Source organism: Stenotrophomonas sp., assembly GCF_032061965.1.
GTDB lineage: Bacteria > Pseudomonadota > Gammaproteobacteria > Xanthomonadales > Xanthomonadaceae > Stenotrophomonas.
Map to the genome: position 1 here is coordinate 1 of NZ_DAMBEF010000071.1, position 12001 is coordinate 12001.

The window sequence follows — 12001 nt, forward strand, 5'->3', positions numbered from 1 at the left end:
CGTACGGCATCATCAAGATGCTGGACCTGATCCACCCGATGTACCAGCAGACCGCGGCCTACGGCCACTTCGGCCGCAAGCCGAAGGAATTCTCGTACGTCGACGGCGATGGCAAGACCCAGAATGCAACCGCGTTCTCGTGGGAGCAGACCGATCGTGCAGAAGCCCTGCGCAAGGCTGCAAAGCTGAAGTAAGGCTGCACCAAAGTTTGAACAAAGAAGGCCGCCCGCGAGGGCGGCCTTCTTTGTTGTGCTTGTTGCTTTGGTTTTGGTTTTTGGCTCTAGCCCTTCTCCCGCCTGCGGGAGAAGGGTTGGGATGAGGGCGCCTTGGTTTTGGTTTTGGTTTTGGTTTTCGCTTCAGCCAAAGCCAAAGCAAGAAGCCCCAAGCCCCCTCATCCGCCCTCTGGGCACCTTCTCCCGCAAGCGGGAGAAGGTACGTCCAAAGCCAAAGCCAAAGCCAGAGCCAGAGCCAGAGCCAAAGCCGCAACGAAAGCAAAAGCTGGAAAGCCCAACCCGTACATCTTCAACACCAGCCTCCCCTCCTCTACCGCCACAACGCCATCCAATCTGTCCCCTATCACCGCCAATGCACTACCATCGGCCCATGGGAAAGGAAGACCGTAGACCAATTGCCGCCCGTTCCACCGGCTGGGCCCGTGCCCTCAGCGCCGCGTTGGCACGCTCCTCGATCACACCGAACCAGATTTCGGTACTCAGCATCTTCTTCGCTGCTGGCGGTGCTGCCGCCCTGCTCTATTGCCCCGGCATACCAGGCCTGATTGCATGCGCCGTCGGTATCCAGCTACGCCTGATCTGCAACCTGCTTGACGGCATGGTCGCAATGGAAGGCGGCAAGCAGACGCCCACCGGCGCGCTCTACAACGAGTATCCCGATCGCATTGCCGACTCGCTGCTGATCGTTGCCCTGGGCTATGCAGCGGGCATGCCTTGGCTGGGTTGGCTGGGCGCCCTGCTCGCCGCCCTCACCGCTTATGTACGCCTGTCCGGTGCCAGCCTCGGCCTGACCCAGGACTTCCGCGGGCCAATGGCCAAACAGCACCGCATGGCTGTAATGACCGCCGCCTGCGTACTGGCGATCGTCGAGCAGCTCACTTCGCATACGCATTACGTGCTGCCTGCCGCCGCCATCATCATCGCCGCCGGCTCACTGCTGACCTGCATTACCCGCACCCGCGCCATCGCCGCGCAACTCAAGGCTAGGTCCTGATGCTCTCGAGTCTGCTGGTCGCCGCCGTCAAGGTATTCATTGGCGCTTACCCACGTTGGGTCGGCAGCCGTCCCAACGACACCCAGCGCATCTACTTTGCCAACCACGCCAGCCACCTGGATACGGTGGCACTGTGGTCCGCCCTGCCACCGCCACTGCGGGAACGTACGCGACCGGTGGCTGCTCGCGACTACTGGAGCAAGGGCGTGCGCAAGGTCATCGCCGACAAGGGCTTCAATGCCGTGCTGATCGAACGCGACCGCAGCAAGTGCGTTGGCGATCCGCTGCAGCCGTTGCATGACGCACTTGATGCGGGTGACTCGCTGATCCTGTTCCCGGAAGGCACCCGCAACCACGAACCCCTGCCGCAACCCTTCAAGGCCGGCCTGTTCCATCTGGCCCAGCATTACCCACATGTCGAGCTGGTGCCGGTGTACCTGGACAACGCGCGCCGCGCGCTGCCCAAGGGCAGCCTGGTTCCCGTGCCATTGGTGTGCACGGCGCGCTTTGGCGCCCCGCTCAATCGCATTCCCGATGAGGACAAGGCGCAGTTCCTGGAACGCGCCCGCAACGCCGTGGTGGAGCTGGCATGAACAACGTCTTCCAACAACTGCCGCTGGGCAGCTTCCTGCAGCAGGCCATCGACCGCGCCCCACCCAGCTTCTGGTGGATGATCGGCGGCGTGATCGGTGTGCTGGTGCTGGCCAGCCTGATCGGCTTCATCCTCGGCCGGATCAAACCCGGTTCGGTAGTCGACAACCTCAACGCGCGCATCCGCGCGTGGTGGGTGATGGCCGGGGTGCTGCTGTTCTGCTTCCTGCTGGGCAAGATCGCCACGCTGGTGTTCTTCGGACTGCTGTCGTTCTTCGCCCTGCGTGAATTCATTTCACTGACGCCAACACGGCGCGGCGATCACCTTGCACTGTGCCTGTGTTTCTACATCGCCATCCCGTTGCAGTACTGGCTGATCGGCATCGACTGGTACGGCCTGTTCGTCATGTGCATCCCGGTGTACGGCTTCCTGGCCTTGCCGGCAATATCGGCATTGTCCGGTGACACCGAGAACTTCCTGGAGCGCAACACCAAGATCCAGTGGGGCGTGATGCTCACCGTGTTCTGCCTCAGCCATGCGCCGGCACTGATGCTGCTGCGCATCCCCGGCTACGAAGGCCAGAACCTGATGCTGTTGTTCTACCTGCTGCTGGTGGTACAGCTCAGCGACGTGCTGCAGTACGTGTTCGGCAAGTTGTTTGGCAAACACCTGCTGGCCCCACTGGTCAGCCCTTCCAAGACCGTTGAAGGCCTTGTCGGTGGTGGCCTGGCAGCGACTGGCGTAGGCGCTGCGTTGTACTGGATTACCCCGTTCTCGCCACTGCAGTCTGCGTACCTGTCGCTGCTGATCGTGATCTGCGGGTTCCTCGGCGGGCTGGCGCTGTCAGCGGTCAAGCGCAGCCTGGGCGCCAAGGACTGGGGCGAGATGATCGAAGGCCACGGCGGCATCCTCGACCGATTGGATTCGGTGGTGTTCTCCGCGCCGGTGTTCTTCCACGTGGTGCGTTACAACTTCCAGTAAGCCCAGGACGGTTCAGCCCTGCAAATGCCGGATCCCTGTAGTGCCGAGCCATGCTCGGCAGAGGCTCTACCGGTAAGGCCCCAGCCGAGCATGGCTCGGCTCCACAGGGGAGCGCGGGTGTGCCTACCGCCTGCACGCCGGCTGGAGTAGCCTGCTCATCCCGCAGTCGCAGTAGCTCCCATGAACGAACATAAAGCCCACCAACTGTCGATGACGGTGTTGATGTCGCCGGAGATGGCCAATTTCTCCGGCAAGGTCCACGGTGGCGCGATCCTGCGCCTGCTCGATCAGGTGGCCTATGCCTGTGCCAGCCGCTACGCCGGCAACTACGTGGTGACCTTGTCGGTGGACCAGGTCACCTTCCGCCAGCCAATCGCGGTCGGCGAACTGGTTACCTTCCTGGCCTCGGTGAACTACACCGGCAACTCCTCGATGGAGATCGGCATCAAGGTCGTGGCCGAGGACATCCGCAAGGGCGCGGTGCGCCACGCCAACAGCTGCTTCTTCACGATGGTGGCAGTGGATGACGATGGTCGGCCCACACCGGTGCCGCCGCTGGAGCCGGCAACCAGCGACGAGAAGCGCCGCTTTGCTGCTGCACAGATCCGTCGCCAACTGCGCCAGGAGATGGAACAGCGGCATCTGGAGCTGCTCAAGAGCAATCCGTCGGGTGAGGCGGATATGCCAGTGGCTGCGCTGTAAACTTGGTAGGACCGGCGTAAACCGCCAGGCTGGCAAGGCATCCGGACATCTGTAGTGCCGAGCCATGCTCGGCAGAGGCTTTACTGGTGAAGGCCCCTTGCCGAGCATGGCTCGGCACTACAGTCTGGGATTGCTGGTGATGCCTCTGCCGAGCATGGCTCGGCACTACAGTTTTGGATTGCTGGTGAGGCCTCTGCCGAGCATGGCTCGGCACTAAAAAGCGGGCTCAGCCGGTGTTCTGCACGCCTTGCGATACGCCGTTTACACAGGCTACCAACGCGCGTAGCAGGCCTTCGTCCTGGCGATCACTTGCTCGCCAACGCTGCAACAGATCCACCTGCAGGATGCTGATCGGGTCGATGTAGGGGTTGCGCAGGCGGATCGACAGGGCCAGCCGTGGGTCCTGTTCCAGCAATTCCTGCTGGCCGCTCAAGCGCTTCACCCAATGTGCGGTCAACGCCAGCTCTTCGCGGATCAACGGGAAGAACTGCTCGTGCAGCGGGCCGGCCAGCTTGGAGAACTGCTCGGCAATGTGGATATCACCCTTGCTGAGCACCATCGACATATCGTCGAGGAAGGTTTCGAAGAACGGCCAGTCGTGCGCCATCTCGCGCAATGTCTGCTCATGCCCGGCATCGGCCGCAGCCTGCAGGCCGCTACCCACGCCGAACCAGCCGGGGATCACCGCGCGCGCCTGGCTCCAGGCAAATACCCAGGGGATGGCGCGCAGATTGGTCAGCGCCGCATCCTGGCCCAATCGCCGCGAGGGGCGGGAACCCAACGTCATACGCTCGATCACATCGATCGGCGTGGCCTGGCGGAAGTAGTTCATGAACTGCGCATCGCCAACAAACGCGCGATACGCCGCCGAACTCTTTTCAGCCACCAGTGCCATCACCGGCTTCCACTGTTCCTCGCGTGGCTCAGTGGCACGAGGACGCAAACTGGCGCGCAACACCGCACCGGCCGATTGCTCCAGCGAACGCAGCGCCAATGCGCGGATGCCGTACTTGCGGTGGATCACCTCGCCCTGCTCGGTGACGCGCAAGCGGCCACCTATGCTGCCCCGCGGTGACGCGTTGACCGCATGGGTGGTCTTGGTGCCGCCGCGGCTGATCGAGCCACCGCGGCCGTGGAAGAAGGTCAGCTTGACGCCGTATTCGGCAGCAGCGTCCAGCAGTTCGACCTGCGCATGTTGCAGGCCCCAACGCGAGGCGGCGATGCCGCCGTCCTTGCCGCTGTCCGAATAGCCCAGCATCACCATCTGCACGTTGTCGCGTGCGGCCAGATGTGCGCGATAGACCGGGTCAGCCAACAGATCGTGCAGGGTTGCGGTGCCGCGCTGCAGATCGTCGACGGTTTCGAACAGCGGTGCGATATCCAGCGGCACCGCGTTGTCGGCATCCAGCAGGCCGCCACGTCGTGCCAGGGCCAGCACCGCCAATACATCGCCACGATCGTGCGCCATCGAAATGATGTAGCTGCCCAGCGCATCGGCACCGTGGCGGCGGCGCGCATCGGCCAGCGCGGCGAATACCTTGTCCAGGCGCTGGCCGGCCTCGGCCTCGCCTTGCGCCAGCACTGCGGTGCCTGCCGCGTACGGCGACAACAACTGCGCGCGCGCGGCATCGTCTAGCGCGTCGAATGCCTCCTGCCCGCCCAGCACTTCAGCCAGCGCGCGTGAGTGCACGCTGGACTCCTGCCGCACGTCCAGACGCGCCAGGTGGAAGCCGAAGGTGCGCACGCGCCACAACAGGCGGCGCACCGAGAACCAACCGGCATGCTTGCCCTTGTTGGCCTCAAGGCTGTCCAGGATCAGCTGGATGTCGTGGATGAACTCTTCCGGTGATGCATAGGCGCCCGCCGCATCTTCCAGCGTGGCCTGCAGGCGCGCGCGCATGCGGTCATTGAGCAGGCGGTACGGCATGTCGGCATGACGCGGGCGCGACTTCACCTGCGGCAGCAACTGCTGGTATTCCTGCACGCGCGCCAACACCGCATCGCTGACGCCGACCAGATCGGTCGATTGGCTGAGCAGGCTGGCCAAGGCCTGCATGTCCTTCAGGTAAAGCCCCAGCACGGCACTGCGCTGCGCATTCAAGGTAGCAGTGATGGTGCCGGCATCGACATTGGGATTGCCGTCCATGTCACCGCCCACCCAGGTGCCGAAGCGCAGCAGGCGCGGCAATGGCAGGGTGCGCCCCCAGGTGTCGCGCAGTGCCTGTTCCAGCGACTCGTAGAACACCGGGATCACCCGGTACAACACGCGGGTGAGATAGAAGCCGACGTGCTCGCGCTCGTCATCCACGGTAGGACGTACCGGCGAGGAATCTGCTGTCTGCCAGGACGCTGTCAGCGCCATGCGGAAACGTGCCGCATCGGCCGCCTGTTCACCCGGGGTGCGCTGGCCGTCGAGGTTGTCGACCAGGGCCGCCACCATCAACTGTTCTTTTTCCAACAGAGCGCGACGTACGGCCTCGGTAGGATGCGCGGTGAACACCGGTTCGATATCGATCTGCGGCAGCCACTGTGACAACTCTTCGGGCGTCACACCCTGCGCCTTGAGCGCGAGCAGTGCGTCATGCAGGCCGTCAGGCTGGGGCCGCTTGGTGCCCGCACGCTGGTAGTCGCGACGACGGCGGATGCGGTGCACGCGCTCGGCGATGTTGACCACCTGGAAATAGGTACTGAAAGCACGCACCAGCGCCTCGGCATCGCGCGGCGAGCGGCCGGCCAACTGTGCGCTGAGCGGCGCCAACGGCGCCTGGCTTTCGCGGCGGGCGATGGCGGCGGTACGCACCTCCTCCACCTCGTCGAGGAAGCCGGGTGATACCTGTTCGGAAATCAGATCGCCGACCAGTGCGCCAAGGCGTCGCACATCATCGCGCAAGGGCAGATCGGGGGTGGCGAAGACAACGCTGCTGCGGTACTCGTTCATCTAAGACGGAGAGCCTGAAGAGCGGAAACCCGTCAAGCCTACCGCAAAAATCGGCACAATTTTGCGGTGCACCAAACCTGAAACAGTTGCATTTGAATGTTGTCTGGCAGCTGTCCTTTCGGACAGAAAGGCGTGCCGGACAGGTCATCCGTAGACCTGTAGTGCCGAGCCATGCTCGGCATGGGGCATTACCGGTAACGCCTCTGCCGAGCATGGCTCGGCACTACATTGGGTTTCCTGGTAACGCCTCTGCCGAGCATGGCTCGGCACTACGGGTGAGGCCAAATGCGGAGCATGGCTCGGCACTGCATTCCCGCCCTTGCGCCGAAGGTGCAAGGGCGGGCAACGCGTCAGCGCTTCTTGCCGGCCTCTGCACCCAACCAACGGTCGAGCCAGTCTTCACTTTCAGCCAGCATGGTCATGATCGATTCGCGTGCGCGATAACCATGCGATTCGTTCGGCAGCATCACCAACCGCGCCGTGCCGCCCAAGCCCTTCACCGCCGCGAACATGCGCTCGCTCTGGATCGGGAAGGTTCCGGAGTTGTTGTCGTCCACGCCATGGATGAACAGGATCGGATCCTTGATCTTGTCGGCGTAATTGAACGGCGACATCTTCTGGTACACGTCCTGCGCCTGCCAATAATTGCGCTCCTCTGCCTGGAAGCCAAACGGCGTCAACGTGCGGTTGTAAGCGCCCGACCGCGCGATGCCCGCCTTGAACAGACGCGTATGCGCCAGCAGGTTGGCGGTCATGAACGCACCATAGGAATGGCCACCCACGGCAATGCGTTCGCGATCGCCGACACCGCGCTTCACCACTTCATCCACCGCCGCCTGCGCACTGGCAACCAACTGCTGCACATAGGTGTCGTTCGGCTCGGTGTCACCCTCGCCGACGATCGGCATGGTCGGGTTGTTCAACACCACATAGCCCTTGGCCAGGAAAGCCTGCGGCCCCCAATAACTGATGGCATTGAAGCGATACTGCGAGCCGCTGACCTGACTGGCATCGGCGGCGGATTTGAACTCGGCTGGGTAAGCCCACATCAGCACCGGCCGCGGGCCATCCTTCTTCGCGTCGTAACCCGGCGGCAGCAACAGGTCAGCGGTGAGCTCGACGCCATCGTTGCGCTTGTAGCGGATCTGTTCTTTCTTCACGCCCTTCAGCTGTGGCAGCGGATGGGCAAAGTGGGTCAATTCGACCGACTGCGCGTCGGTTGCCAACCCGCGGGAGAACAGATTGGCCGGCACATCGTTGGATTCGCGGTAAATCAGGATGCGGCCAGCCTCGCCTTCGATGATGCTCAACGGCATTTCGTAATACGGTGCCTGCGAGTGGAACAGGCGCTCACTCTTGCCGCTGGCCAGATCGACGCGATCCAGGAACGGACGATCACCTTCGGCCGATGCGCCATCACCAATGCGGTAGAAGCCGCTGCCATCGGCAGTGAGCTGCAGACGCGCGCGGCCACGTTCGTCCATCTGCAGCACCGGCTCGCCCGGATCGCTGTAACGATCGTCTTCCGAACGTTGGACCAGCAGTGCTGCGGCCTGGTCCAGATGGTCCGGCGCAATCTTCCACTGCTTCACCTGGCGGCTCTTCCACCAGTACTCATCCAGCAACGCCAGCTCGCCATTGGCCCAGGTTGCACCGGCAAAACGCGAGCCGAGCTGCGCCAGCGTCACCGGCGGCTTTTCAAAGGGCGCGGCCTGCATCAGTACCGCATCACGCACCTTGGCCTCGCGCGACGGGTCGCCGCCATCCTGTGCTTCGGCCCATACCAGCGTGGCAGGCGCATCGGTGCGCCAGCTGATCGAGCGCACGCCGGTGGGCACTGCATCGTTGCCGGTCGGCAGGCCATCCACCAGCGGCAGGTGCGCCACGGTATGCGCGACCTTGCCCTGCGCATCCAGCACTTCAATGGTGCGCGGGAAGCGACTGACCGGCACTGCGTAGGAGAACGGCCGCTGCACGCGCTGGCTCAGCAGATAGTTGCCATCCGGCGAGGCCGACAGGCCAAGGTAGATGCCTTCAGCGCCAACCGGCTTGCTGTCGCCGGTGATCGACACTCGCATCGGCTGTGCCTGCATGTAGTACTCGAACAGGCGCGCATCGTCTTCGTTCTTCAGCAGATCCTGGTAGGTACGCACCGAACGCACGCCCGGCCCTGCCTCGGTCTGCTGCACAGCAGGCCCGGTCGGCGTGCCATCACCCTGCGGCGGCTGCCCCTGCCCGGCCGGCCGCTGCATGACCAGCAAGGCATCGCCGCCCGGCAGCCAGGCATAGCCATTGCCGACGATGCTGTTCAGCCGCTCGGCGATGCGCCGTGCATTGCCGGTCTGCACATCCACCAGCCACAGCTCGTTGCTGCCCGTGGCCGGGTCCAACTGGTTGAAGGCGAGGTATTTCTGGTCCGGCGACCAGGCCAGCGAAGCCACCGACAAGGGCTGCGGCAAGCCGGTGATCTGGCGTTCCTTGCCGTCAACGGTAGACGCCAGCCATAGCTTGCTGCCGAACGAGAAGCGGCTGTCAGAGACAGTCCTGGGGTTGATGCGCAGGCCGGCCAGCTTCAGCTCCGGCGCCGCCACCTGGGCGATGGAGGGCAGCGCCGGGGTCTGTAGCAATGCGGTCAGGTCGCGCTTGGGCGACAGGTACAGACTGGGCGCACGCGGGGCGTCCACCACGGCCTGCAGCGCCGCTGACGGCAGGCGGTAACCGTCACCCTGCCGGGCGCCCTGCTGCGCCGGCACCGGGCTCAGCGCCATCACCGGCGGCACCGCCAGCAACAGGCCGGCGCACAGGACCAGGGTGGCCGAAACACGGCGACGACGGGGGCGGGACAGGTTCATGACAATCCTCAAGCGCTTGGACAATCCTGCAACTTAACAATCCCCATCAGCGCTGGCCCCTGCCGATGGTTGGGCCGGTGGAGCCAATGCCCTGGCGGGATATAATGGCCGCCACGTTCCGAGGGGCGCTGCGACCGTTGGTGGACCTGTCCACACGCACCCATGTCTTGCATGGGCCCAAACGGCCAGGCTCGGACGGTCTTTCTGCAACAACGGCGCCCGGCGAACGCGAGCCTGCTCGCACCACACCGGAGCTTTGAATGAACGCTGTTGCCTCTACCTTCTCTCAGGAAGGTGATTACAAGATTCGTGACATCTCGCTGGCCGATTGGGGCCGCAAGGAACTGGACATCGCCGAGCACGAAATGCCGGGCCTGATGTCGATCCGCCGCAAGTACCAGGCCGAGCTGCCGCTGAAGGGCGTGCGCGTGACCGGTTCGCTGCACATGACCATCCAGACCGCGGTGCTGATCGAGACCCTGAAGGACATCGGCGCCGACGTGCGCTGGGCCTCGTGCAACATCTTCTCGACCCAGGACCACGCTGCCGCCGCGATTGCCGCCACCGGCACGCCGGTCTTCGCCTGGAAGGGCGAGTCGCTGGAAGAATACTGGGACTGCACCTTGGACGCGCTGACCTTCACCCTGGCCGACGGCACCCTGACCGGTCCGGAGCTGGTGGTCGATGACGGCGGCGACGTCACCCTGCTGATCCACAAGGGCTACGAGCTGGAGAACGGCAGCAACTGGGTCAACGAGCCGGCGTCCTCGCACGAAGAACAGGTCATCAAGAACCTGCTCAAGCGCGTTGCCACCGAGCGCCCGGGTTACTGGGGCCGCGTGGTCAAGGATTGGAAGGGCGTCTCCGAAGAGACCACCACCGGCGTGCACCGCCTGTACCAGCTGGCCCAGGCCGGCACCCTGCTGATCCCGGCCATCAACGTCAACGACTCGGTCACCAAGAGCAAGTTCGACAACCTGTACGGCTGCCGCGAGTCGCTGGCCGATGGCCTGAAGCGCGCGATGGACGTGATGCTGGCCGGCAAGGTTGCCGTGGTCTGCGGCTACGGCGACGTAGGCAAGGGCTGCGCGGCGTCGCTGCGTGCCTATGGCGCACGTGTGGTGGTCACCGAAATCGACCCGATCTGCGCCCTGCAGGCGGCGATGGAAGGCTTCGAGGTCAACACCATCGAATCCACCCTGGGCCGTGCTGACCTGTATGTCACCACCACCGGCAACAAGGACATCATCCGCATCGAGCACCTGAGCGCGATGAAGGACCAGGCCATCGTCTGCAACATCGGCCACTTCGACAATGAGATCCAGGTCGATGCACTGTTTGCCTTCCCGGGCGTGCAGCACGTCAACATCAAGCCGCAGGTGGACAAGTACATCTTCCCGAACGGTAATGCGATCTTCCTGCTGGCCGAAGGCCGCCTGGTCAACCTGGGCTGCGCCACCGGCCACCCGAGCTTCGTGATGTCCAACTCCTTCGCCAACCAGACCCTGGCACAGATCGACCTGTGGGCGAACAAGGACAGCTACGAGAACAAGGTGTACTTGCTGCCGAAGAAGCTGGACGAAGAAGTCGCCCGCCTGCACCTGGAAAAGATCGGCGTCAAGCTGACCACCCTGAGCCAGGAACAGGCCGACTACATCGGCGTGCCGGTCGACGGCCCGTTCAAGCCGGACCACTACCGCTATTGATCGCTTTGACCTGCATTTGCCTAAGCCCCTCTCTCGTTCACGGGAGAGGGGTTGGGGTGAGGGCAGCTGTTCGCTCGTAAAGCCTCCTGCCGAGCATGGCTCGGCACTACCGATTGAGCCCCTCTCCCGCCCGCGGGAGAGGGGTTGGGGTGAGGGCAAGCTTTGCAAAGAACGGGCGCCGCAAGGCGCCCGTTTTGTTGGCGGCGTCGAGCCTGTTCAATCGATGCGCCCCGTTAGCAACAAGCAACCGACAAGGGTGCGGGGTGAACAACAGCTCTCGCTGCTCTGCGCATCCTCAGGCTACGACATGGGGATGACGTCCCGCGCCACAGCGTGTCAGTTCCCTGTGTCGACTCGATAATCCCATGAGCTGACCGCCCTCTCCCCCGTAGATGGGAGACGACGCCCCTCAAAAGGGAGGGCAAGGATCGCTCCCCGAGCGTAAACCGTGGTTTTCCCTGGTCCCCGTGATGGCGCCGTACCTGTGCTTGATATCCCCCAATACCTTTTTGATCCATACGATCGATCCAGTTGCGTTGTGGCAGTCCTCGCCGTCTGATTTTAATGTTAGCTTTCGCATTGGCGGGCCCCGGCAACCGAAAACTTTCGGAATCACTGGACACCTGCCGGGGGAAACTTCATTGACCCAGAACCTGTTGACCTGCCGGATGTGCAGGCTCGGGGGCTGAAGCTGTGCAACCAAGGGGACCGCAATGGATTTCGGGAACGTCAGCTTCAACAAGAACCACAAGATCGAATCCGCTGCCAAAGATGCAGCTGCCGCCATCAAGCTTCTTCTACTGGCCTTCTCCGCGGGCCTGGTCGCGGTCTGCATTGCGCTTTTCGTCGGACAGACGCAGACAGCAAATGGAATAGCGATGATCGTGGTGATCGGGCTCTCCCTGATTTCATTCGCTGTCGGCGGATATGCCGCGTATTTGGCAGCAATGTAATGACCCACCGCTTTCTGCTCAGGTCACGCGGTTAATGTAGCGGCATAAGC

The 12001-nt window shown here is 63.4% G+C and carries 9 protein-coding genes and 1 riboswitch; of the genes, 7 read left to right on the plus strand and 2 right to left on the minus strand.

Going from position 1 to position 12001, the window contains the following annotated elements; all coding sequences use genetic code 11:
- The 5 genes from RT460_RS18885 to RT460_RS18905 all read left to right on the plus strand — a co-directional run.
- Nucleotides 1-194: methionine adenosyltransferase domain-containing protein (locus RT460_RS18885; RefSeq protein ID WP_313321269.1), on the plus strand; the 194-nt coding region annotated here is incomplete at its 5' end.
- 409 nt (nucleotides 195-603) lie between these two features.
- Entirely contained in the window at nucleotides 604-1227 is a 624-nt protein-coding gene (locus tag RT460_RS18890) for a CDP-alcohol phosphatidyltransferase family protein (RefSeq protein WP_313321270.1), read from the plus strand.
- Nucleotides 1227-1820: a lysophospholipid acyltransferase family protein gene (locus RT460_RS18895; protein ID WP_313321271.1), complete on the plus strand. Its 594-nt coding sequence runs from the start codon at nucleotides 1227-1229 to the stop codon at nucleotides 1818-1820. Before RT460_RS18890 ends, RT460_RS18895 begins: the two co-directional genes overlap by 1 nt.
- 77 nt (nucleotides 1821-1897) lie before the next feature.
- Entirely contained in the window at nucleotides 1898-2800 is a 903-nt protein-coding gene (locus RT460_RS18900) for a phosphatidate cytidylyltransferase (RefSeq protein ID WP_313321277.1), read from the plus strand.
- A 180-nt stretch (nucleotides 2801-2980) separates the two neighbouring features.
- Entirely contained in the window at nucleotides 2981-3502 is a 522-nt protein-coding gene (locus RT460_RS18905) for an acyl-CoA thioesterase (protein ID WP_313321272.1), read from the plus strand.
- Between the two features lie 226 nt (nucleotides 3503-3728).
- Here RT460_RS18905 and ppc read toward each other — a convergent pair whose 3' ends face one another.
- Complete coding sequence (ppc, locus tag RT460_RS18910; protein ID WP_313321273.1) at nucleotides 3729-6440, minus strand: phosphoenolpyruvate carboxylase; 2712 nt, start codon at nucleotides 6438-6440, stop codon at nucleotides 3729-3731.
- 350 nt (nucleotides 6441-6790) lie between these two features.
- A complete protein-coding gene (locus RT460_RS18915; RefSeq protein WP_313321274.1) occupies nucleotides 6791-9292 on the minus strand; it encodes a prolyl oligopeptidase family serine peptidase in 2502 nt (833 codons plus the stop codon).
- Nucleotides 9293-9406: 114 nt separating this feature from the next.
- Nucleotides 9407-9520: riboswitch (S-adenosyl-L-homocysteine riboswitch) on the plus strand.
- Between the two features lie 32 nt (nucleotides 9521-9552).
- Here RT460_RS18915 and ahcY point away from each other — a divergent pair.
- A complete protein-coding gene (gene ahcY, locus RT460_RS18920; protein WP_313321275.1) occupies nucleotides 9553-10998 on the plus strand; it encodes an adenosylhomocysteinase in 1446 nt (481 codons plus the stop codon).
- 713 nt (nucleotides 10999-11711) lie between these two features.
- Entirely contained in the window at nucleotides 11712-11951 is a 240-nt protein-coding gene (locus RT460_RS18925) for a hypothetical protein (RefSeq protein ID WP_313321276.1), read from the plus strand.
- Nucleotides 11952-12001 lie beyond the last annotated feature (50 nt).

Bases quoted from the DNA above. Each gene is read 5' to 3' on its own strand.
- RT460_RS18890 (WP_313321270.1), top strand. From the start codon at position 604: ATGGGAAAGGAAGACCGTAGACCAATTGCCGCCCGTTCCACCGGCTGG.
- RT460_RS18895 (WP_313321271.1), top strand. From the start codon at position 1,227: ATGCTCTCGAGTCTGCTGGTCGCCGCCGTCAAGGTATTCATTGGCGCT.
- RT460_RS18900 (WP_313321277.1), top strand. From the start codon at position 1,898: ATGATCGGCGGCGTGATCGGTGTGCTGGTGCTGGCCAGCCTGATCGGC.
- RT460_RS18905 (WP_313321272.1), top strand. From the start codon at position 2,981: ATGAACGAACATAAAGCCCACCAACTGTCGATGACGGTGTTGATGTCG.
- ppc (WP_313321273.1), bottom strand. From the start codon at position 6,440: ATGAACGAGTACCGCAGCAGCGTTGTCTTCGCCACCCCCGATCTGCCC.
- RT460_RS18915 (WP_313321274.1), bottom strand. From the start codon at position 9,292: ATGAACCTGTCCCGCCCCCGTCGTCGCCGTGTTTCGGCCACCCTGGTC.
- ahcY (WP_313321275.1), top strand. From the start codon at position 9,553: ATGAACGCTGTTGCCTCTACCTTCTCTCAGGAAGGTGATTACAAGATT.
- RT460_RS18925 (WP_313321276.1), top strand. From the start codon at position 11,712: ATGGATTTCGGGAACGTCAGCTTCAACAAGAACCACAAGATCGAATCC.